Source organism: Halomonas sp. LBP4 (genome assembly GCF_003202205.1).
In the GTDB taxonomy this organism is placed as follows: domain Bacteria; phylum Pseudomonadota; class Gammaproteobacteria; order Pseudomonadales; family Halomonadaceae; genus Halomonas; species Halomonas flagellata.
This window is the reverse complement of the sequence record NZ_PDOG01000001.1, coordinates 1,122,659-1,143,282: the sequence shown is the minus strand read 5'-3', so window position 1 is coordinate 1,143,282 and position 20,624 is coordinate 1,122,659. Positions and strand designations below refer to the sequence as shown.

17 protein-coding genes are annotated in these 20,624 nt (G+C 64.8%); 12 read left to right on the top strand and 5 right to left on the bottom strand.

Annotated elements, in window-relative coordinates; all coding sequences use genetic code 11:
* The first annotated feature begins 19 nt into the window (after positions 1-19).
* Positions 20-1,006, top strand: coding sequence for an alcohol dehydrogenase catalytic domain-containing protein (locus CR157_RS05275; protein ID WP_110282446.1), 987 nt, complete (start codon positions 20-22; stop codon positions 1,004-1,006).
* Between the two features lie 47 nt (positions 1,007-1,053).
* Here CR157_RS05275 and CR157_RS05270 read toward each other — a convergent pair whose 3' ends face one another.
* The gene (locus CR157_RS05270; protein ID WP_110282445.1) at positions 1,054-1,959 is read right to left on the bottom strand and encodes a LysR family transcriptional regulator; all 906 of its coding nucleotides are present in this window, start codon (positions 1,957-1,959) and stop codon (positions 1,054-1,056) included.
* A gap of 214 nt (positions 1,960-2,173) precedes the next feature.
* Between CR157_RS05270 and CR157_RS05265 the strand changes: the two genes are divergently transcribed.
* The 8 genes from CR157_RS05265 to CR157_RS05230 all read left to right on the top strand — a co-directional run bounded on the left by CR157_RS05265 (position 2,174) and on the right by CR157_RS05230 (position 10,729).
* Complete coding sequence (locus tag CR157_RS05265; RefSeq protein ID WP_110282444.1) at positions 2,174-3,187, top strand: D-cysteine desulfhydrase; 1,014 nt, start codon at positions 2,174-2,176, stop codon at positions 3,185-3,187.
* Positions 3,188-3,292: 105 nt separating this feature from the next.
* Positions 3,293-4,609: a histidinol dehydrogenase gene (gene hisD / locus CR157_RS05260; RefSeq protein WP_110282443.1), complete on the top strand. Its 1,317-nt coding sequence runs from the start codon at positions 3,293-3,295 to the stop codon at positions 4,607-4,609.
* A 10-nt stretch (positions 4,610-4,619) separates the two neighbouring features.
* The gene (locus tag CR157_RS05255) at positions 4,620-5,828 is read left to right on the top strand and encodes a DegT/DnrJ/EryC1/StrS family aminotransferase (RefSeq protein WP_110282442.1); all 1,209 of its coding nucleotides are present in this window, start codon (positions 4,620-4,622) and stop codon (positions 5,826-5,828) included.
* 31 nt (positions 5,829-5,859) lie between these two features.
* A complete protein-coding gene (locus CR157_RS05250; RefSeq protein WP_110282441.1) occupies positions 5,860-6,843 on the top strand; it encodes a TRAP transporter substrate-binding protein in 984 nt (327 codons plus the stop codon).
* Between the two features lie 77 nt (positions 6,844-6,920).
* Complete coding sequence (locus tag CR157_RS05245) at positions 6,921-7,481, top strand: TRAP transporter small permease (protein ID WP_110282440.1); 561 nt, start codon at positions 6,921-6,923, stop codon at positions 7,479-7,481.
* A 5-nt stretch (positions 7,482-7,486) separates the two neighbouring features.
* A complete protein-coding gene (locus tag CR157_RS05240) occupies positions 7,487-8,767 on the top strand; it encodes a TRAP transporter large permease (RefSeq protein WP_110282439.1) in 1,281 nt (426 codons plus the stop codon).
* 21 nt (positions 8,768-8,788) lie between these two features.
* Positions 8,789-9,523 (top strand): aspartate/glutamate racemase family protein, encoded by a 735-nt coding sequence (locus tag CR157_RS05235; RefSeq protein WP_110282438.1) that lies wholly within the window; start codon positions 8,789-8,791, stop codon positions 9,521-9,523.
* 150 nt (positions 9,524-9,673) lie between these two features.
* Positions 9,674-10,729, top strand: a complete 1,056-nt coding sequence (locus tag CR157_RS05230; protein ID WP_110282437.1) for a YeiH family protein — start codon at positions 9,674-9,676, stop codon at positions 10,727-10,729.
* 134 nt (positions 10,730-10,863) lie between these two features.
* On the opposite strand, the gene CR157_RS05225 is transcribed toward CR157_RS05230, so the two are convergent.
* The 4 genes from CR157_RS05225 to CR157_RS05210 all read right to left on the bottom strand — a co-directional run bounded on the left by CR157_RS05225 (position 10,864) and on the right by CR157_RS05210 (position 16,002).
* Entirely contained in the window at positions 10,864-12,885 is a 2,022-nt protein-coding gene (locus tag CR157_RS05225; RefSeq protein WP_110282436.1) for a PhoX family protein, read from the bottom strand.
* A 187-nt stretch (positions 12,886-13,072) separates the two neighbouring features.
* Complete coding sequence (locus tag CR157_RS05220; RefSeq protein WP_110282435.1) at positions 13,073-13,624, bottom strand: heme ABC transporter permease; 552 nt, start codon at positions 13,622-13,624, stop codon at positions 13,073-13,075.
* Entirely contained in the window at positions 13,621-15,060 is a 1,440-nt protein-coding gene (locus CR157_RS05215) for an ethylbenzene dehydrogenase-related protein (RefSeq protein WP_240567010.1), read from the bottom strand. The genes CR157_RS05220 and CR157_RS05215 overlap by 4 nt, the downstream gene beginning before the upstream one ends.
* 144 nt (positions 15,061-15,204) lie before the next feature.
* Positions 15,205-16,002, bottom strand: coding sequence for a TraX family protein (locus tag CR157_RS05210; protein ID WP_110282434.1), 798 nt, complete (start codon positions 16,000-16,002; stop codon positions 15,205-15,207).
* A 229-nt stretch (positions 16,003-16,231) separates the two neighbouring features.
* On the opposite strand from CR157_RS05210, the gene CR157_RS05205 reads away from it, so the two are divergent.
* The 3 genes from CR157_RS05205 to CR157_RS05185 all read left to right on the top strand — a co-directional run bounded on the left by CR157_RS05205 (position 16,232) and on the right by CR157_RS05185 (position 20,604).
* Positions 16,232-17,614, top strand: coding sequence for a glutamine synthetase family protein (locus CR157_RS05205; RefSeq protein ID WP_110282433.1), 1,383 nt, complete (start codon positions 16,232-16,234; stop codon positions 17,612-17,614).
* Positions 17,615-17,802: 188 nt separating this feature from the next.
* Positions 17,803-19,188, top strand: a complete 1,386-nt coding sequence (locus tag CR157_RS05195) for an aldehyde dehydrogenase family protein (protein WP_110282431.1) — start codon at positions 17,803-17,805, stop codon at positions 19,186-19,188.
* 231 nt (positions 19,189-19,419) lie between these two features.
* Positions 19,420-20,604, top strand: a complete 1,185-nt coding sequence (locus CR157_RS05185; protein ID WP_219999876.1) for an iron-containing alcohol dehydrogenase — start codon at positions 19,420-19,422, stop codon at positions 20,602-20,604.
* The last annotated feature ends 20 nt before the right edge of the window (positions 20,605-20,624 follow it).

Sequence of the window (20,624 nt, the reverse complement as noted above, 5' to 3'; positions counted from 1 at the left end):
CCCGCAAGGAGATCACGTCATGCAAGCACTCTATTACGTCGGGCCCGAACGGCTCGAGTTGCGCGAGACGGAGGAGGCGCCGCTGGCCGAAGGCGAGTCTCGGGTGCGTATCCAGGCCACCGGCATCTGCGGGTCTGACCTTCATGCCTACCATGGCCATGACCCGCGCCGCCAGCCACCGCTGATCCTCGGTCATGAGGCCGCCGGCGAAGTGGTAGAGGGGGCACTGGCTGGCAAGCGCGTCACCATGAACCCGCTGATCGTCTGCGGGCGCTGCGCTTATTGTCTGGCGGGGCACCAGAACCTGTGCAGCAACCGCACCATGATCGGCATGACGCGGGCGGGCAGCTTTGCCGAGTCCCTGACCATTCCCGATCACTGCCTGATCGAGCTGCCGGACACCCTGCCATCGGTCGCGGCCGCCCTGACCGAGCCGGCGGCCACTGCGCTGCACGGCATCAACCGCCTGGAGCGGGCCCTGTCGCGACCCTTGGCCGAGGCACGTGTATTGGTCATCGGTGCCGGGGCGGTGGGGCTGCTGGCGGGGCTGATGCTGCGGCAGCGGGGGGTACGCACGTTGCAGCTGGCCGACACCAACCCATTGCGCAGGGAAACGGCCGAGAAGGCTGGGCTTGAGGTGTTCAACCCACGGGAGGCAAGCCCGGAGGCCGACTCCTTCGAGGCGGTATTCGACTGTGTGGGGGCGGCACCCACCCGCGACATGGCTGTCAAGGCCGTGCGCCCTGGCGGTGCCATCATGCACCTCGGCCTGCAGGACAACGAGGGTGGCCTCGACGTGCGTGCCATCACCCTCAAGGAGGTGACCTTCCTGGGGGCCTACACCTATACCCCCTCCGACCTGCGGGCGACCGTCGACCTATTGGACTCCCAGGCTCTAGGGCCCCTGGACTGGGTGGAAGTGCGTCGGCTCGATGAGGGGGCTGAAGCCTTCGCCGAACTCGCCGCAGGTCGTACCTCTGCGGCCAAAGTGATCCTGCAGCCTTGAATCACCTCTGGCGCCTCCGACGGGGGGCGCTCGGTGAACCACTCACCCTAGACGGTGGGAGGGCGATCATTGATCAGCTGCCATAGCGTATCTGCGGCGGAGGCACCATCGCCAGCCTGTCGGTAACACGCGACGACCAGCTTGGGACCACCCAATGACTCTACCAGGGACACCAGCTTGCCTGTCTCCAGGTCCTCCTCGATGAGTCCATGGGGAAGCCAGCCGATACCCAGCCCTGTCAGCGCAAGTTCGCGTATACCGATCGTGAAGGCCGTTTCACAGACCAGCTCGACGTCATAACGACGTTGCAGGTTGAGCTGGTATGGGGTGGCCAGCACACCCCCGAGAAAACTGTCGGGGTCGTATCCGATCAGCGGCAGGCGAGTTTCACGCTCGAGGTCAAATACCGGCCGCCCCAGTCGGTCTGCGGCACACACGGGGATCAACTGCTCCGTTCCCAGCGGAACACGCGCGATATCGGTGCGATCCGTGAACAAGGGCGAGCCCTCCAGTTCACTACACAGCAACAAGTCCGCCTCACCCCGCTGGAAGTGGCGGATGCAGTCACTCCGATCGGATGAACTCACTTGAAGCCGTGCTTCAGGGGCGCGGTGGCGGAAGTAACGCAGAAGCCGAGGCAAATAGCTGACGGTCAAGGTGTGCTGGGTGGTCAAGACCGCCCGGGGGCCGTGCTTGGCATCGGCACGTATGCGACTTCGCATGGCATAGAGGCGTGCCAACCAGTCGCGCAGCGGCACTTCATAGGCCTGTGCATGAGCGGTGAGCGACAGCCGAGCGGCACTACGGTCGATCAGCTCGACGCCTAGCCACTCTTCCAGCTGGCGTATGCGGCGTGAGAACGCCGGCTGGGTGACATGGCGTCGTTCGGCGGCCTGCGAAAAGGTGCCTGCCTCGATCAGCGCAAGAAAATCTTCTATCCACTCGATTTTCATAGCAATTTGCTGAGCCCATGGTTGTTTGGTGGTGGTTTTGTTGAGCTATGCAAAAATTTAACAGCTCCTGAGTATCTTGGCATTAGCCGAGACAACACCGTAGGCAGTAGCGTTGTGACAGACCCGTCGTTGGCGAACTCTTGTTCACCGTCATTTTGACCAGGGTCGTCATGAGAGCACGCTTATGCAAAAAATTTCTCGCCTGGAGGCTCGTATGCACCTTTCCCGTTTTCCTCGTGTCCGGCTTGGCCACCTGCCGACACCGCTGGAGCCCATGGACAATCTGAGCCGTCTGCTGGGAGGCCCGCGCCTGTGGATCAAGCGCGACGACTGCACCGGCCTGTCCACCGGGGGTAACAAGACCCGCAAGCTCGAGTTCCTGATGGCCGATGCCCTGGAGAAGGGTGCCGACACCGTCATCACTCAGGGTGCAACCCAGTCGAATCACGCCCGCCAGACCGCAGCGGCGGCCTGCAAGCTGGGCCTGGAGTGCCACATCCTGCTCGAGGATCGTACTGGCAGTGATGATCCCGCCTACAACTACAATGGCAACGTCTTCCTCGACCAGCTGCACGGTGCCACCGTCAGCAAGCGTCCTGGCGGTGCCGACATGACGGCAGAGATGGAAGGGTTGGCCGACCAGCTGAAGAGCGAAGGCAAGACGCCCTACATCATTCCCGGCGGTGGCTCCAACGAGATCGGGGCGCTGGGTTACGTCAATGCCGCCCTGGAGTTGCTGGCTCAGGTCAACGACATGGGCCTTCAGGTCGATCACCTGGTACACGCGACCGGTAGCGCTGGCACCCAGGCGGGACTCGTGACAGGACTGACGGCCTGCAATGCGGGTATCCCGGTGCTCGGCGTCGGCGTCCGCGCCCCCAAGGACAAGCAGGAGGCCAACGTCTTCGCGCTGGCCCAGAAGACGGAGGCCAAGCTGGGGCTGTCCGGCGTCGTGGCCCGCGAGCAGGTGGTCGCCAACTGTGACTATGTCGGCGAGGGCTACGGCATTCCGACCGAGAGCATGGTCGAGGCCGTGACGCTTCTGGCGCGCCATGAGGGCATCCTGCTGGACCCGGTCTACTCCGGCAAGGGCATGGCAGGTCTGATCGACCTGATCCGTAAGGGCCATTTCAAGGCAGGCGAAAACGTCGTGTTCCTCCACACCGGCGGTAGCGTTGCGCTATTTGGCTACCCGGACGCTTTCGGCTTTCTTGACTATCAGGCTTGATCACGGGCGCCTGTGAGCCATTTGCCAGGTGACTTATAGCCCCCCGTGTGTGCCTGAATGACCTCAAGACAGTCCTGAGACGTTAGTTCCACTGCGGAGAACTCAATGACAATTCGACATCTCAAGTCGGCCGAGGCCACCGAGACCGTCGCCGCCGAAGACCAGCGCATCACCACGGCGGTGCGAAACATGCTCGACGATATTCGCCAGCGCGGCGAAGTGGCCGTGCGCGAGTACGCCGAGAAGTTCGATGGCTGGACCGCCAATTTCGTCCTGAGCGACGAGAAGCGCCAGCGGCTCATCGATAGTGTCCCCCAAGCGGTCAAGGATGATATCGACTTCGCTCACCGTCAGATCAGGCGCTTCGCCGAGGCGCAACGCGACAGCCTCGTTTCCTTCGAGATCGAGACCGAGCCAGGGGTCGTGCTGGGACAGCGGGTGCTGCCCGTGGGGTGCGCCGGCTGCTATATCCCAGGTGGCCGCTACGCGCATGTGTCCTCGGCGTTGATGAGCGTCGCCACAGCCAAGGCGGCGGGGGTTGCGCATGTGGTGGCCTGCTCGCCGCCGCGTGGCGACAGCATCAACCCGGCGGTGGCTTACGCACTGGATGTGGCCGGCGCGGACATGATCCTGGAGATGGGCGGCGTGCATGCCATGGCGAGCATGGCCTTTGGTCTGTTCGGTGGTCGTGAGGCCGACATCCTGGTGGGGCCGGGCAATGCCTACGTGGCCGAGGCCAAGCGGCTGCTGTTCGGTCAGGTCGGCATCGATGTGTTCGCCGGGCCGACCGAGTCCGCCATTATCGCCGATGACTCGGCCGACCCCATGACCATCGCTGTCGACCTGGCCTCCCAGGCCGAGCATGGCCCCAACTCGCCTGTCTGGCTTTTCACCACCAGCGAACCCTTGGCGCACAAGGTCATCGAGCTTCTGCCGAAGGTTGCCGATGACATGCCCAACGCCGAGGTGGTGCATGCCGCTTGGCGTGATTACGGCGAGGTGATCGTGGCGGACAGCCGCGAGGAGGTCGTTGAGGTCAGCGATCGCTACGCCTGTGAGCATCTGCAGGTGCTGTGCAAGGATCTCGACTGGTGGAAGGAGCACCTGAGCAACTACGGCTCGCTGTTCCTTGGCGAGGGGAGCACCGTCACTCACGGCGACAAGTGCTCGGGGACCAACCATATCCTGCCGACCAAGCGCGCTGGCCGTTACAGCGGCGGCCTCAATGTGCACAAGTTCATGAAGGTGCTGACCACCCAGCAGCTCAGTGCAGAGGCCAACCACACCTTCAGTGCGGTGGCGTCGCGCATTTCGCGCACCGAAGGGATGGAAGGCCACGCCCGAGCCTGCGACTGGCGCTTGACCAAGTACTTCCCCGATGAGCAATGGGACTTCCCCGTCTACCACCAGCAACGTTATTGAGGTAGGTCACATGCGCCGTTTCTCGAAATCCTTCACCCAGCAGGAGCCGATCTCCGAGGCCGCGATTGAGGCCGCGGTGGCGGTCATGCGCACCGGTCGGCTGCATCGCTACAACCTGGTCGAGGGAGAGAAGGGGGATGCTGCGTTACTGGAGCAGGAGTTTGCCGCCCGTCTCGGGGTTCCCTACGTCCTGGCTTGCGCCTCCGGGGGCTATGCGCTTCAGCTGGCGCTGCGGGCCTGTGGGCTCAAGCCCGGGGATGCGGTGCTGTGCAATGCCTTCACCCTGTCGCCGGTGCCGGGCAGCATCCATGCCACGGGAGGCGAGGCCGTGTTGGTGGACATCCTGGAGGATACCACCGTCGATCCCGATGACCTCGCTGCCGCGGCGCAAGAAACGGGGGCACGCTTCTTCATGCTGTCGCACATGCGCGGCCACATCGGCGACATGGACGCCATCGTGGCGGTCTGTGAGGCCCATGGTATCACCTTGATCGAGGACTGCGCCCATACCATGGGGGCCACCTTCGCCGGTAGGCCCAGTGGCACTTTCGGCAAGGTAGGGTGTTTCAGTACCCAGACGTACAAGCACCTCAATTCGGGGGAGGGTGGCCTGCTGAGCACGGAGGATCCCGAGGTGATGCGCCGGGCGGTGATCATGTCGGGGTCCTACATGCTCTATGACCGCCATCTGGCGGTGCCGGAGGCCGAGTCCTTCAGCGAGACGCGACTGGTGACGCCCAATATGAGTGGCCGCATGGACAACCTGCGTGCGGCGATCCTGCGCCCGCAGTTGGCCGAGCTCGTGTCGCGCAAGGAACGCTGGAACGCGCTCTATCGTCGCCTGGAGGCTGGCCTGGCTGACATGGCGCTGGTCCAGCCCATCCCCCGTCACGAGAAAGAAGATTTCGTTGGCAGTTCGATCCAGTTCCGGCTGCCGTCACTCACCCACGACCAGATCGCTCGGTTCGTCGCAGGCTGTGAAGCCCGCGGCATTCCGCTCAAGTGGTACGGAAAGTCGCAACCGGAAGATTACACCAGTCGCTACGACAGCTGGGGGTATCTCGAGGTAACTCGCCCCCTGCCGAATGCCGACCGTGTGCTGGCCACGCTTTGCGATCTTCGACTGCCGTTGACGTTTGACGAAAGGGACTGTGACGACATCGTCCAGTTGATGGGCGACGCCATGGATCAGGCAACGAACAAGACCGACGCCATGTAGTACCAACTCTATGCAGATTGGAGAGATAACAATGTTCAAGAAAACTCTTTTAACCAGCGCTATCCTCGCCACCCTGACCGCGCAGGCGGCACAGGCCGAGACCTTCAAGGTTGGCATGGGGGACCCGATGGAGTCCGACCAGGGCGCACTGGCCCAGCGTTTCGAGGAGCTGGTCGAACAGCTCTCCGACGGTGAGATGCAGGTCGAGCTTTTCCCCGGTGGCCAGCTTGGTTCCGAGACGGGCATGATCCAGGATACCCGCATCGGTAAGCTCGACTTTGCGCTTGTCGGCGTGGGCAACCTGACGCCCTATGCGCCGCGTCTCGGCGCCCTGACCATGCCATATGCGATCCGCAGCCATGCCGATGCGGTCAAGGCCACCACCGGTCCCCTCGCCGATCGCTGGAATGCCATCGCTGAAGAGGAAGCCGGCGTGCACATCGTCAGCTGGCTGTATTCCAACTTCCGATATCTCACCAACTCGAAGCGACCCGTGACCACCCTCGAGGACATCGAGGGGCTCAAGGTGCGGGTGCCGCAGAACGAGCTGATGCTGGCCACCTATAAGGCCTGGGGGGCCAGTCCGATCAGCATGTCCTGGCCCGAGGTGTTCACCGGCCTCCAGCAGGGCGTGATCGATGGCCAGGACAACCCATACATCGTCAACTACACGATGAAATTCCATGAAGTGCAGGATTACCTCACCGAAGTGCACTACCAATACTCGCTGCAGCCCATCGTGATGGGGGTCAGGACCTACGAGAAGCTGAGTGATGAGGAGCGCGCGATCATCGATCGGGCCGGCCTCGAGGCCCAGCTCTATGCGCTGCAATTCCAGCTGACCGAGGCCTCCAAGGCGCGTGCGGGTATGGAGGCTGAAGGTGTCGAGGTATCCACTCTAGAAGATGAGGATGAGTGGATTCGCATTGCCAAAGAGCAGGTCTGGCCCGAGTTCTATGACGACATTGGTGGCCAGGAAGCCTTCGAGGAAATGCAAAAGGCCTTGGGTCACTGAGATAGGTCTGGCCGGGTGGCCTACTTCCACCCGGCCCACTCCTCCTCCACTCACTCCCACTCGGGAAGGAGGCTTTCGTGTTAGCAAAGCTGCTCAATCATATCGAAGACTACGCCTGCCGCTTCCTGCTCGGGGTGTTCGTGGTATTGCTGTTCATTCAGGTGGTCATGCGTGTGACGCTTGGCATCGGCACGGCTTGGATCGAGGAGTTGGCCCGTTACGCCTTCGTTTGGTTCGTGTTCCTAGGTGCCGCCCATGCGGCTCATCTGGGGGCACATAACCGGTTGCAGATTCACATCAACATGATGCCAAAACGAGTCGCCAATACGCTGTTGCTGCTGGTCGACTTGGTCTGGGTCGGTTTCTGCCTGGTGCTGGCGTGGAAGAGCTTGGATCTGATTAGTCTACTGCTGGAGTTCCCTTATAAATCTCCCGCTTTGGGTTGGTCGCTGGCCTATGTCTACTTCGTATTTCCCATCGCCTTCGTGCTGATGGCGCTTCGTGTCCTGCAGGTCCAGTACCTGAAGCTGGTCAAGGGCATCGAGCCTGGAGACGTAGAGCAGGAAGAGGTCAGCAAGATTACCGAACAGCACGCCCACGAGACCGCAGAGTCTCCCTCGAACAAAGCAGAGGGGTAAGCATAATGGCTGCAACAGTTCTGTTTTCCATGTTTGGAGCGCTGCTACTTTTTGGCGCACCTATTGTAGTGGCCCTTGGTGTTGCCTCCTTGGCGGTTTACGTCATGAGCGGAGATGACATCAGTTCGCTGATCGAGCTGGCCTTTTCAGCGATCAATTCGTTTCCGCTCATGGCTCTACCCTCTTTCATCCTGGCAGGGGCCTTGATGGGGAATGCCGGCATCGCTAGACGTCTCATTCTCATTGCCGAAGAGTTGGCAGGGCCTGCGGCCGGTGGGTTGGGCGCGGCCGCGGTGATGGCCTGCATGTTCTTTGGTGCCATTTCCGGATCCGGACCGGCGACGACGGCCGCCGTCGGGATGCTGGTGATTCCTGCCATGATCGAGCGCGGCTACGGTCGTAGCTATCCCGCGGCGATCACCGCTACTGCCGGCGGGCTCGGGGTTGTGATCCCGCCCAGCATGCCGCTGGTTATTTACGGCGTCACTGCCAATGAATCCATCTCTGCGCTGTTCATTGCAGGGGTGATTCCGGGAATTATGCTCGGTGCTGGTCTTATGGTGGCAAACTACATCACGGCGAAGCGCAACGGCTATCAGACCGAAGGCACGGGTTACGACTGGAAACGTATCGTCAAGGTCCTGAAGGATGGGTTCTGGTCGCTCATGGCGCCGGTGGTGATCTTGGGCGGTATCTATTCCGGAATGTTCACGCCGACAGAGGCCGCGGTAGTCTCCATCTTCTATGCCCTGTTTGTCGGGATCTTTATCCATAAGGAATCGTCTCTTCGCGGGCTCAACGAGGCTTTTCAGAACACTACTTGGCTGACCGGGCGTGTGCTTATCATCATGTTTACCGCTACCGCCTTCGGTCGCATTCTGGTTGAGAATCACATCCCGGCCATGATCGCTCAGGGGATCCTACAGGTTACTGACAGTCTGTGGCTGGTGTGGGTGCTGGTGATTGGCTTCTTGCTAGTTGTGGGCATGTTTATCGAGATTCTTGCTACCATCATGATCGTCACGCCAGTGCTACTGCCAGTGATGGCAGCGCTTGGCGTCGACCCTATCCACTTTGGCATCGTATTGGTGGTTAGCCTCGGTATCGGTTTTTCCACGCCGCCACTGGGTGAAAACATGTTTATCAGCTCCAGTATCGCCAATGTCTCCATCGAGCGCATCTCGGTTCGAGCGCTGCCGCTAGTCGGGTCGATGGTGGTGATCGTATTGCTGCTGGCATTCTTTCCCCAGATTTCTCTATGGCTGCCAGAACTGCTTGGCTTCTGATAACGAATAAATAGGTAACCTATGACGACTCACAATCACGATTCTGAGGCTCACCATTCGGACCGCCATACCATTGTGGGTGTGCTGGGTGGGATGGGCCCTGATGCCACTGTGGCCTTTATGCAACGGGTCATTGATGTCACAGCAGCTGAAGATGATATTGACCATGTCCACCTGCTTGTGGACAACAACCCGAAAGTTCCTTCACGTATCAAGGCGCTGATCGACGGTGACGGCGAAAATCCCGGGCCCGCAATTGCAGAGATGGCCCGGAGACTTGAAGTGGCCGGTGCCGACTTCCTGGTGATGCCTTGTAATACCGCGCACTACTACTGGCAGGATGCTCAGGATGCTGTAGGCATCCCAGTTTGGCACATTGTCGAGTGCACCCTGGACACCATCGCACGCCGCATACCCGGGGCCAGAGTGGGCATGCTCTGCTCGCCGGCGCTACGCAAGATCGGCCTATACGAGGGGTTTATCGAATCACGCGGGCTGTCACTCGTCTATCCCGATGACGAGGCGTCCGTGCTCGATGTGATCCGGGCCGTCAAGCGCGGCCAGGGGCGCCATCCCGATACCCTTGCCGCCATCACCAGGGCCGCTGATGAGCTCAGGGAGCGAGGGGCCGATGTCCTGGTGCTGGCCTGCACCGAGCTGTCGGTGATTGGGGATGCGCTGGATACCTCGGTTCCCGTCGTAGATACCGTCCAAGTGCTGGCCGAGCAAGTCGTTGCCGCGGCGGACGGACGCTGACGCCTCAACTCTCTGAGTGGCCGGGCTTCGTTGCCCTGCGCCGCCCATTATTTTTCTCACCCTGTTGGACCTCCCCCCGCCTGGCTCGGCTTATGTCGGGCCGGGGAAGGGCGAGTGTGTCCCGGCGACGGGGGTCAGGAGAGCATGCAAATGAAACTTCATATCTTCACAACGCCTGGAGCGGGCGGGGTATCTCGACTCATCCGGCAGCTGAGTCGCCATCGTGCCATCGGTCGCGGCCTGCTGGTATGCATCACCATCGCTCTGGCCACTACTTTCATTGCCGATCACTACGGTGGGCCGACGCTGCTCTACGCCCTGCTGTTCGGCATGTCGCTGCATTTCCTGAGTGAAGAGGGGCGCTGCCGCGAGGGGATCGAGTTCGCCGCCCGCACAGTGTTGCGGCTTGGCGTAGCGTTGCTGGGTGCGCGCATGACACTGGAGCAGGTCGGGGATTTGGGCCTTGGTCCTGTGCTCACCGTGGTTGGGGCGGTGGCACTGGTTATCGCCATTGGCGCGGTTCTGGCCAGGGCCCTTGGCTTGACTCGTGATCTGGGGCTATTGACCGGTGGCGCCGTGGCCATCTGTGGTGCTTCGGCGGCCTTGGCTTTGTCGGCGGTGATGCCTCGCCACGAAACCAGCGAGCGCAACACCATCCTGACGGTGGTGGGGGTGACCACGCTCTCCACCATGGCGATGGTGATCTATCCCCTGATCGCCGCGGCCCTGGAGCTGGCCAATACGCAGGCCGGAATCTTTCTCGGTGGCACCATCCACGACGTGGCCCAGGTGGTGGGAGCCGGCTACATGATCTCCGAGCAGACCGGTGACATCTCGACGCTGGTCAAGCTGGTGCGGGTCGCCATGCTGGTGCCGGTGGTGATGATCTTCATGTGGCTATTCCGGAAGTCTCGCAAGGAAGAGGGTGAAACGACCAAGATGCCGATGTTGCCGGGCTTCCTCGTCGGTTTCGTGTTACTCGTCGTGGTCAACAGCCTGGGGCTCATCCCCGAGACGGTGAACGAAGGAATGGCGACTCTGTCCCGCTGGTGCCTGGTCACGGCGATTGCCGCGTTGGGCATCAAGACGTCGTTCCAGAAACTGGCGGTGGTTGGCTGGAAGCCTGTCATCCTGATGGTTGCCGAGACGATATTCCTGCTGCTCGTGGTGATGGCCTTTATCTTCTGGGGTGGTGTGGGTGGATAACATCGATTCCTGAGGACTCTATGCTGCCGAGGGATGCTTTCTCAACGGCAGCTAAGGAGCCGTCATTCGACTCGATGACCCGCAACGCAGCGAGCCCCGCCATTGGCGAAACTCGCTGCATTCGTGCTCACGTATCACGTGCCGATGATGCCGCCGTCCTCGCGGGTAATCACCAGGGTGGCCGAACGGGGAACGGCGCTGCCGCCCTCCGGCCAGTGACTGGCGAAGTCGCCGGCGGCGAAGGCCTCGGCGTCGGTGGTGGCGCCCGGGTGCTGGACATTGACGAACATGGTGCGCTGGTCCGGGGTGGTGATCACGCCGGTGATCTCCTGGCCCACGGGGCCGGTGAGGAAGCGCTTGATCTCGCCGCTCTCCGGGGTGGCGGCCAGCATCTGGTTGTTGCCGAATACCTCGTAGATGCCGTTGTTCATCACCGACTCGCTGATGTCGGTCTGGATCCAGACGCGGCGGTCCGGGTCGATCCACAGGCCGTCCGGGCTGGCGAAGATGGCGTCATCGCCGAGTGGCTCGCCGGCCGGGTTGCGGCCGTTCTCCCGGTCGCCGCCCAGCATGAAGAGATCCCAGGCGAAGCGCGTGCCGGCGTGGGAGCCGTCTTCCTGCCAGCGGATGATATGACCGAAGCCGTTGTCGGACCGCGGGTTGGCGGCATCCTCCTGGCCCGGCTCGCGGCGGGTGTTGTTGGTCAGGGTGAAGTAGACCCGGCCGGTGACCGGGTCCACGGCGCCCCACTCGGGGCGGTCCATCCTGGTGGCGCCGACATGGTCGGCGGCGCTGCGGGTGTTGACCAGGATGTCGGCCAGATCGGTGAAGCCGTTCTCCGGGGTCAGGCCGTTCTCGCCCGGGGCCAGGGCCAGCCACTCGCCGCTGCCATTATCGTGGAACTTCGCCACATGGAGCGTGCCTTCATCCAGCAGCGAGCCGTCGGCCGTGGCGGCATGGAAGGGCCTGGCCGAGACGAACTTGTAGATGTACTCGAAGCGGGCGTCGTCGCCCGAGTAGCAGACCACCGGCTGGCCCTCCACGGCGGGGGCGAAGATCACCCCTTCGTGGGCGAAGCGCCCGAGGTGGGTGCGCTTGACCGGCGTCGATTGCGGGTCCATGGGGTCGATCTCGACCATGTAGCCGAAGGCGTGCGGCTCGTTGCGGTAGTCGTCCCGGGCCGAGGCGCCGCGGGTGCTGGCATCGAAGCGCAGGGTCTCGTCGGCGCCGCCCGCCGCCCGGTGCCACTGGTAACGCCCCGTGTCGCGCGTCTGGATGCCGTAACGCGCCTGGCGGCGCTCGATCTCGGGGTCCTCGTTGGCGAAGTAGCCGGCCCAGTTCTCCTCGGCGGCCAGGTAGGTGTTCCAGGGGGTGACGCCGCTGGAGCAGTTGTTGAGGGTGCCGCGGGTCATGCTGCCGTCGGGGCTGAACTTCGTCACCACGTGCCCGGTGCCGGCCACCGGCCCGGCCAGGCGCATCGGCGTGAGGCCGGTGATGCGACGGTTGCGGGCGTCCTCGACCACCTGCCACTGGCCGTCGGCACCCTGGCGCACGCGAACGACGGAGACGCCATGGGCGTTGAGTTCCTTGAGCACCTGGTCGGGGTCGCGGGAACCGTCCTCGTGTTGCGGAAAGCCCTCCGAGTCGAGGGCCAGGCCCCGGGCGGCGCCGTGCAGGTAGCGCGGCTCCACGTACTCGTGGTTGAGCACCAGCAGGCCGTCGCGGGAGCTGCCGTCGAGGGGGAAGAAGTGCATGCCGTCGTGGTGGCTGCCCACCTGCTGGGCCTGGTCCTCGCCGCTGGCGTCCAGCGAGAAGGCCGGCATGCCGCCGTTGATCGGCGTGCCCCAGGGAATGAAGGTCTGTACCCGGTAGCCTTCCGGCACCACCACGCTGTCGGCGGCGCTGACCGGAATCGCCTTGAAGCCGAGACTGGGGGCCGGGGCACCCGTGCCGGCGGCCAGGACGCGGCCGAAGGGCAGGGTGGTGGCCATGGCGCCGGCCACGGCGGCGGCCAGGCTGCCGCGCAGCAGCGTGCGACGGCTCAGGCGGGCGTCGAGAATGTCGCCGAAGTAGGCATTGGGCGACGTGTTGCTGGCGGGTTCGTCGCCGGCGGCGAGAATCGGGTCGGTGGTGCCGATGTACTGGGGCTGTTTCATCTTGCTGCCTCACATGACGTCACGGGGAGCTCCATGGTCGGCAGGGGATATTGCATCGGCATGAACGAATAGAGTCGATGTCGTGACGGCCTGGTGTCACGTCGGGAGACGACCGAAACGCCGAAGGCCCCGCGTGTGGGGCCTTCGGCGTTCTGCCGGAGCGTGCCGGAGCGTGCCGGCGGGGGCGTCAGCGGGCCTGGCGTCGGGTCATGATGCCCAGGGCGCCGCAGGCCAGGCCGATGAGCACCATCACGGTGATGACCCAGAGCGGGCTGTAGAAGGTGGTGTAGACCTCCCAGCCGGTGAGGCGCAGCAGATCGGAGAACCGGGTCGGCGCGCCGGCCAGGTGGCCACCCAGGGTGCCGGTGGTGGCGAACAGCAGTCCGCCGATCAGCGCCAGGAGTACCAGCACCCAGCGCCGGGCACCGTCGAAGGCGGCGTCGCCGGCGCGCCACACCAGCACGGTGAGCATGGCGTAGAGGCCCAGCGACCAGAGCGCCATGAGGATATGGTTGCGTACCATCGGGCTTGCCAGGTTGGCCTCCAGCGGCCAGACCAGGCTGCCGCTGACGATGGAGGCCAGGGCGCCGAGCAGGCTGAGCACCAGCACCGGCAGCAGGGCGGCGCGGCTGAGCTCGGCCATCCGGCCGGGCAGGAAGGCGCCGACCAGGATCAACAGGGTGGCCAGCGCCCAGAACGCCTCCGGGAAATGGACGAGCATATGGTGCATACCGGTCATGAGCGGTCTCCTCGGCGAGTCGGGCGGAAGGCGGGCAGCAGGGCGAGGGTCACGCCGAGCATGGCGATCAGGCCGGCGGCCAGGGTCATCCACCAGCGGCTGGTGATGGCGTCGTTGAACTCCCTCTCCACGCCGTAGAGGGCGAGTTGCTTCTCGCTGTGGCGGGGCCGAACCGGCGTCCCGGCGGCGATGTCCTCGGCCCCGGCGTGGGCGCGGCTGACCAGCAGCGGCCAGTCCACCTGCCCGGGGTAGAACAGGGTCATCTCGAGCCAGTCGTCGGACCAGTCGGGAGCATCGCCGTCGATACGTTGGGCCTGGATGTCGGCATGGCGGCCGAGCCCCAGTGAATGGGGATGCGAGACGTAGTGCCAGCGACTGCCGGTGGCATTGCGATACACGGCGATGGCGATGTCGTAGACGCCCTGGTCGCGGAAGGCCTTGTCGTCCAGTGGACTGCGGGTATCCATGTCGCGCACCAGGGTCACGTCCCAGTGGCCGTCCTCCCAGCGGGCCTGGCCGTGCACCGCGATGTCGCCGCGGGAGCCGGCGGGATCGCGCAGCAGGCGGCGCGGGATCACGTCGCCGTTCTGCCAGTCGTGATCGGGGTCGAAGTCGGTGCGGTTGGCCTCGGACAGGTAGTAGAGGCCGTCGAAGTCGACCTGGCCGGACGTCACGTCCTCCCAGCGCAGCGCGCGCTGGCCGGTCTGCTCGGGGTCGAGCATCCAGAGCGGGCGGTTGTTGTCGGCGTCCCAGTTGGTGGTGTAGGGCCCGCTGCCGGCGTCGCTGTTGCGATACTCGCCGATCCATTGGTCATCGGAGGCGCCGATGGGGTTGGAGCGTCCGGCGCGCCAGTGCCAGAGGTCGAGGAAGTAGCCGGCCTCGCGCTGGGTCGCCAGGACGTCGGCATCCACCACGCTGCGCCAGTCATGCTGGTCCGTCCGCGTGCCCGGCAGGTACTTGCGCACGTCGCTATGGCCGAGCCGCTCGCCCAGGTGCGGATGGGCGGTGACGTCTGCCGGTGAGGCCGAGTCGCTGAAGAAACGCATCCGGTCGCCGACGGTGACGTAGCCGCCGTAGCGGCCGAAGTCCGGCACGCCACCGTCGTCGACCAGCATGGCCACCCGGTCCTCATAGGTACCGTCGGGATCGGGACCGGCTCGGGAGTTGCCGTGACGGATCCATTCGCCGTCCTCGAAGCGCAACATGTCGTGATAGACGTGGGCGCGTTCGGCGGGCCAGCGGTAGCGGAAGAAGATCTGCTCACCGTTGTAGGCCGCCTGCACCTGCAACGGCATGGTCAGCTCATCGGGGATATGGATATTGCGCTCGTGATCGTTGCCGACCACCCCGGTGCCCTGGGTGATCCAGGCCAGTCCGAGGGCAATCGGCAGGCCGAGGACCAGCCACGGGCCGGCGCCCTTGTCATGACGTGCCATGTGAACTCCTGAATCATGGGGTAAACGGATGTTGCCTGGTGTCAGTGTGGACCACGCACGGATGAACGACCTGACACAGGTCAAGTCGGGCGTGACAAACCACCACCTCGGCGGTGTCAGCCGGCACGACGCCCACGGCCCGAGTCAGCCGATGGTGCCGCTGAGCCACAGCCATAGCGCGATCAGCGCGAAGTGGCCCGGGTACCAGGTGAGCCATAGCCGTCTCGGCATGGCGTTCGGGACCTCGGGGGTCAGGCGATGGGCGCCGGCGGCCAGCCACAGCACCGCCAGGCAGGTGGCGACGGTGAACGACTTGGCCATGTCGGAACTGTTCATCAGCCCGGCCACTATCAGCACCGGCACCGTGAAGGCCACCGCCGCCAGGCGTTCGGTCAGGGCGTCGCCGGCCTGGTGCAGCCGGTGCAGGGCGAGCATGAGCAGCGGGATCAGCAGCAGGCCGCGGTGACCGTACTCGACCCAGCCGCCGAGCAGCTGCCAGACCGCCAGCGAGACCACGATCGCGAGGACCAGCCAGGGCACCTCCAGGTCGCCGCGGTGGTGGCGGGCGAGCAGGCCGCGCAGCCAGGCGCCCCAGGCCAGCCCCGCGGCCAGGGTGAAGCAGACGTTGAGCAGGAACGCATCCGAGGCTCGCGGCATCATCATGTAGGGCCACTGGGCGACCAGGCCGATCACCAGGATGCGCCGGGCGTAGCGCAGCGGGTTACGGGTGTTGAAGAGGCCGTGCCAGGCGACCATGGCGGCGAACAGCGGGAAGGCGATGCGCCCGATCGAGGAGCCGGCCCAGTCGAGCTCCCAGCTCACCGGCAGCACGTAGCGGGTCAGGTGGTCGATGGTCATGGTGGCCAGCGCCAGCCACTGTCCCCAGCCGGTCCAGGTGGAGGAGGGGCGGGCGGCGGCAGTCGCGGCGGCCTGGGCAGTCATCGAGACCTCCATGTGGTGATGACGGGGTGGCACCATTGGCAATGGTGGCTGTTGACCGGAAAACGGCGGCGGGAGTTCCCCGTCGGCGAGCGGGGGCACGAGGGGGAACCGCCATTGCGGTTTGCGGAGCGTCTCGAAACCGCATCACACTGCAGGTATGCGCCGGGTCCCGGTGGGTGGAGGACAAAGCCTTGTGTTCCAACAACAATGAGAGACTGAGGAACGCGCGATGAGCCGAATGCAAGCGAGAGACGTCAAGACCGCGGAGGATGCCCGACGGATCGTCGAGGAGCGCGGCCTGAGCCACGTCAAGGTGGGCATGTTCGACATCGACGGCGTGATGCTCGGCAAGTACATGCACCGCGACAAGTTCTTCTCGGCCCTGGAGGACGGCTTCGCCTTCTGCGACGTGGTGCTGGGCTGGGACAGCAAGGATGAGCTCTACGACAACGTCACCTTCACCGGCTGGCATACCGGCTATCCCGATGCGCCGCTGAAGGTCATCCCCGGCAGCTGTCGCGAGCTGTCCTGCGAGGGCGACGACATGCTGCTGTTCCTGGCCGAGTTCGACGGCCCGGCCGAAGAGCTCTGCCCGCGTGGGCTGTTGAAGCGCGTACTCGAGCGCGGACGCGGGATGGGCTTCGAGGCCTTCGGGGCGCTGGAGTACGAGTTCTTCCTGTTCCAGGAGACGCCGGAGTCGGTGCGCGAGAAGGGCTTTCGCAACCTCAAGCCGCTGACGCCGGACATGATGGGCTATTCGATGCTGCGCAGCTCGGTGCACAGCGAGCTCTATCATGAGCTGCTGGCGCTGTCGGAAGCCATGGACTTCCCTATCGAGGGCCTGCACACCGAGACCGGCCCCGGCGTTCTCGAGGCGGCCATTGGCGTGGACGGCGCCCTGGCCGCCGGCGACAAGGGCGCGCTGTTCAAGGTCTTCACCAAGGTCTGGGCCCAGCGCCGTGGCCTGATGGCCACCTTCATGGCCAAGTGGTCGCCCGACTACCCGGGCCAGAGCGGGCATATCCACCTGTCGCTACGGGAGATCGACAGTGGCGCCTCGGCGTTCTTCGCTGCCGAGAAGCCCTATCAGATGAGCGATATCCAGCGTCACTTCGTGGCCGGCCAGCAGAAGCTGATGCCGGAATTCCTGGCCATGTTCGCACCGACCATCAACAGCTACACGCGCCTGATTCCCGGTTTCTGGGCGCCCACCGAAGCCACCTGGGGGGTGGAGAACCGTACCACGGCGCTACGCGTGATTCCCGGCAGCGCCAAGTCCCAGCGTGTCGAGTACCGCCTCGGCAGCGCCGATGCCAACCCCTACCTGGCGCTGGCGGCGGCCATCGGTGCCGGGCTCTACGGCATCGAACAGCGACTCGAGCCCGACGAACCGGTCGAGGGCAATGCCTACGAGCTCGACCATCCCGAGCACCTGGCCCTGCCGCGCACCCTGTGGGAGGCCGCCCAGCGGCTGAAGGCCTCCGAGGCGGCCCGCGCGCTGTTCGGCGATGCGTTCGTGGAGCATTTCGCCGCGACGCGGGAGTGGGAGGAGCGGCAGTTCCGCCGCCATATCACGGATTGGGAGTTGGATCGGTACTTCGAGATTATCTGAGCTACGGGCTACGGGCTACGGGCTACGGGCGACGGGCGACGGGCGACGGGCGACGGGCGACGGGCGACGGGCGACGGGCGACGGGCGACGGGCGACGGGCTAACGGGCGGTTTTGGGGTTCGCAGCTCGAAGCTCGTGGCTCGAGGCTTTACACGATTCGTCGCCTGTAACGAGAGGATCAAGACACTATGGCCATACAAAGAACGATTTCCCCGGTCGACGGCTCGATCTATGTGGAGCGGGAACAGGCCGATGCGGCCCAGGTGGAGGCGACCCTTGAACGGGCGGTGGTGGCTCAGCGGGCCTGGCGTGAGGTGCCGCTCTGCGAGCGTACCCGGCTGTGCTCGGCGATGGTCGATACCTTCGTCGCCCGCCGCAACGAACTGGCCGAGGAACTCACCTGGCAGATGGGCCGGCCGATCGCCGCCGCCGGCGGCGAGATCAAGGGTTTCGAGGAGCGCGCTCGGGGCATGATCGGCCTGGCCGAGTCGGCGCTGGCGCCGATCGAACTTCCCGACAAGCCGGGCTTCACCCGCTATATCACCCGCGAACCGCTGGGCGTGTCCTTCATCGTCGCGCCCTGGAACTTCCCCTTCATGACCGCGGTGAACGCCATCGTGCCGGCGATCATGGCCGGCAATTCGGTGATCCTCAAGCACTCGGCCCAGACGCCGCTGTGCGCCGAGCGCCTCCAGCAGGCCTTCGACGAGGCGGGGCTGCCACCGGGTGTCTTCCAGCACCTGCACCTGTCGCACGAGGCCACCGAGGCGCTGATTCGCGATGCGCGCATCAAGCATGTCTCCTTTACCGGTTCGGTGGGCGGCGGCGCCATGGTCGAACGCAACGCGGCCGGGCGCTTCATCGCCACCGGTCTGGAGCTGGGGGGCAAGGACCCGGCCTATGTCCGCGCCGACGTCGATCTGGACACTGCCATCAAGGGGGTGATGGACGGCGCCTTCTTCAACTCCGGCCAGAGCTGCTGCGGCATCGAGCGGATCTACGTGCAGCGCGAGATCTTCGACGCCTTCGTCGCGCGTGCGGTGGCCTGGGTTCGCCGGCTCAGGCTCGGCAACCCCACCGACGCCGCGACCACCCTGGGCCCGCTGGTCAAGCCGGCGGCGGCGGACTTCGTGCGCGGCCAGGTCGAGGAGGCGGTGGCGGCCGGCGCCCAGGCCTGGATCGATCCCGGCGACTATCCGCTGTCCACGCCGGGCAGCGCCTATCTGGCGCCCCAGGTGCTGACCGGCGTCGACCACTCCATGCGGGTCATGCACGAGGAGAGCTTCGGCCCCGTGGTGGGGATCATGCCGGTGGACTCCGACGACGAGGCCGTGCGTCTGATGAACGACAGCGACTTCGGCCTGACGGCGGCGGTCTTCACCCGCGATATCGCCGCCGGTGAGGCCATCGCCCGGCGCCTCGAGGCCGGCACGGTGTTCACCAACCGCTGCGACTACCTGGACCCCGAACTGGCCTGGACCGGCATCAAGCAATCCGGCCGTGGCTGTTCGTTGTCGCGGCTCGGCTACGAGACCCTGACGAGGCCGAAATCCTTCCATCTGAAGCATGCTTGAGCCCCTTCGGGGAGCTGTAAGCTGGAAGCCGTAAGCTGCAAGAAAACCCCTTGAGGGCTTGTGTGGCGAATCAAGGCTTGGCTTCGAGCTTCGAGCTTCGAGCTTCGAGCTTCGAGCTTCGAGCTTCGAGCTTCGAGCTTCGAGCTTCGAGCTTCGAGCTTCGGGCTTCGAGCTGACAGCTCCCGGGACGGGTATGGCTTCGAACTCCGCGACATGACGATAGAGGATACGATGAGCCAAGACGATATGAGTCGATTCACCACCGGCTGGCACTATCCGGCCCAGATCCTGACCGGTGCCGGACGCATCCGTGAGTTGCCCGGGGCTTGCCAGGCGCTGGGCATGCGCGCGCCGCTGCTGGTCACCGACCCGGGCCTGGCGGGGCTGGCGATGGTGCGCGAGCGGGTCCAGGCCTGCGCGGATGCCGGGCTGGGCATCGCCGTGTTCAGCGAGATCAAGGGCAACCCCACCGGCAAGAATGTCATGGATGGCGTGGCGGCCTTCCGCGAAGGCGGCCACGACGGGGTGATCGCCTTCGGTGGCGGCTCCGGGCTCGACGCCGCCAAGGCCGTGGCGCTGATGGCGCGCCAGCGCGAGGAGCTGTCGCTGTGGGCGCTGGAGGATGTCGGCGACAACTGGAAGCACGCCGATGGCGAGGCCATCGTCCCCATCGTCGCCGTGCCCACCACCGCGGGCACCGGCTCCGAGGTCGGGCGTGCCTCGGTGATCACCGACGAGGTCGCGCACGTCAAGCGCATCATCTTCCACCCGGGCATGGTGCCGGCCACGGTGATCCTCGACCCCGAACTGACCCTCGGCCTGCCGCCGGCGATCACCGCCGCCACCGGCATGGATGCGCTGTCGCACTGCCTGGAGGCCTGGTGTTCGCCGCTCTATCACCCCATGGCCGAGGGCATCGCCGTGGAAGGCATGCGCCGGATCCGCGACTTCCTGCCGCGCGCCTTCAGGGACGGCGGCGATCTCGAGGCGCGGATGAACATGCTGGTGGCCTCGATGATGGGGGCCACCGCCTTCCAGCGCGGGCTCGGGGCCATGCATGCCCTGGCCCATCCGCTGGGGGCCCTGCATGACGCCCACCACGGCACCCTGAATGCCATCCTGATGCCCTATGTACTGCGCGCCAACGAGCGCGCCATCGGCGAACCCATGGTGCGGCTGGCGCGTTACCTCGACCTGCGTCAGCCCGGCACGGCGACGGTGATCGACTGGGTGCTGGAGCTGCGCGAGCGGCTGGGAATCCCGCATACCCTGGCCGAGCTCGACATCGACACCCGCCAGGCCGACAAGGTCGGGCAGATGGCGGTGGCGGATCCCTCCTCCGGTACCAATCCCGTCGCCTTCGAGGCCGGTGAGTATCGCGAGATCTTCGTCAAGGCTGTCGAAGGACGCCTCTAAGCTGCCAAGGAGATTCATCG

What these genes read in the sequence shown, in the direction of transcription:
- CR157_RS05255 (WP_110282442.1), top strand. Translation starts at nt 4,620, where the DNA reads ATGCGCCGTTTCTCGAAATCCTTCACCCAGCAGGAGCCGATCTCCGAG.
- CR157_RS05205 (WP_110282433.1), top strand. Translation starts at nt 16,232, where the DNA reads ATGAGCCGAATGCAAGCGAGAGACGTCAAGACCGCGGAGGATGCCCGA.
- CR157_RS05220 (WP_110282435.1), bottom strand. Translation starts at nt 13,624, where the DNA reads ATGACCGGTATGCACCATATGCTCGTCCATTTCCCGGAGGCGTTCTGG.
- hisD (WP_110282443.1), top strand. Translation starts at nt 3,293, where the DNA reads ATGACAATTCGACATCTCAAGTCGGCCGAGGCCACCGAGACCGTCGCC.
- CR157_RS05225 (WP_110282436.1), bottom strand. Translation starts at nt 12,885, where the DNA reads ATGAAACAGCCCCAGTACATCGGCACCACCGACCCGATTCTCGCCGCC.
- CR157_RS05210 (WP_110282434.1), bottom strand. Translation starts at nt 16,002, where the DNA reads ATGACTGCCCAGGCCGCCGCGACTGCCGCCGCCCGCCCCTCCTCCACC.
- CR157_RS05240 (WP_110282439.1), top strand. Translation starts at nt 7,487, where the DNA reads ATGGCTGCAACAGTTCTGTTTTCCATGTTTGGAGCGCTGCTACTTTTT.
- CR157_RS05235 (WP_110282438.1), top strand. Translation starts at nt 8,789, where the DNA reads ATGACGACTCACAATCACGATTCTGAGGCTCACCATTCGGACCGCCAT.
- CR157_RS05265 (WP_110282444.1), top strand. Translation starts at nt 2,174, where the DNA reads ATGCACCTTTCCCGTTTTCCTCGTGTCCGGCTTGGCCACCTGCCGACA.
- CR157_RS05230 (WP_110282437.1), top strand. Translation starts at nt 9,674, where the DNA reads ATGAAACTTCATATCTTCACAACGCCTGGAGCGGGCGGGGTATCTCGA.
- CR157_RS05215 (WP_240567010.1), bottom strand. Translation starts at nt 15,060, where the DNA reads ATGGCACGTCATGACAAGGGCGCCGGCCCGTGGCTGGTCCTCGGCCTG.
- CR157_RS05275 (WP_110282446.1), top strand. Translation starts at nt 20, where the DNA reads ATGCAAGCACTCTATTACGTCGGGCCCGAACGGCTCGAGTTGCGCGAG.
- CR157_RS05195 (WP_110282431.1), top strand. Translation starts at nt 17,803, where the DNA reads ATGGCCATACAAAGAACGATTTCCCCGGTCGACGGCTCGATCTATGTG.
- CR157_RS05250 (WP_110282441.1), top strand. Translation starts at nt 5,860, where the DNA reads ATGTTCAAGAAAACTCTTTTAACCAGCGCTATCCTCGCCACCCTGACC.
- CR157_RS05270 (WP_110282445.1), bottom strand. Translation starts at nt 1,959, where the DNA reads ATGAAAATCGAGTGGATAGAAGATTTTCTTGCGCTGATCGAGGCAGGC.
- CR157_RS05185 (WP_219999876.1), top strand. Translation starts at nt 19,420, where the DNA reads ATGAGCCAAGACGATATGAGTCGATTCACCACCGGCTGGCACTATCCG.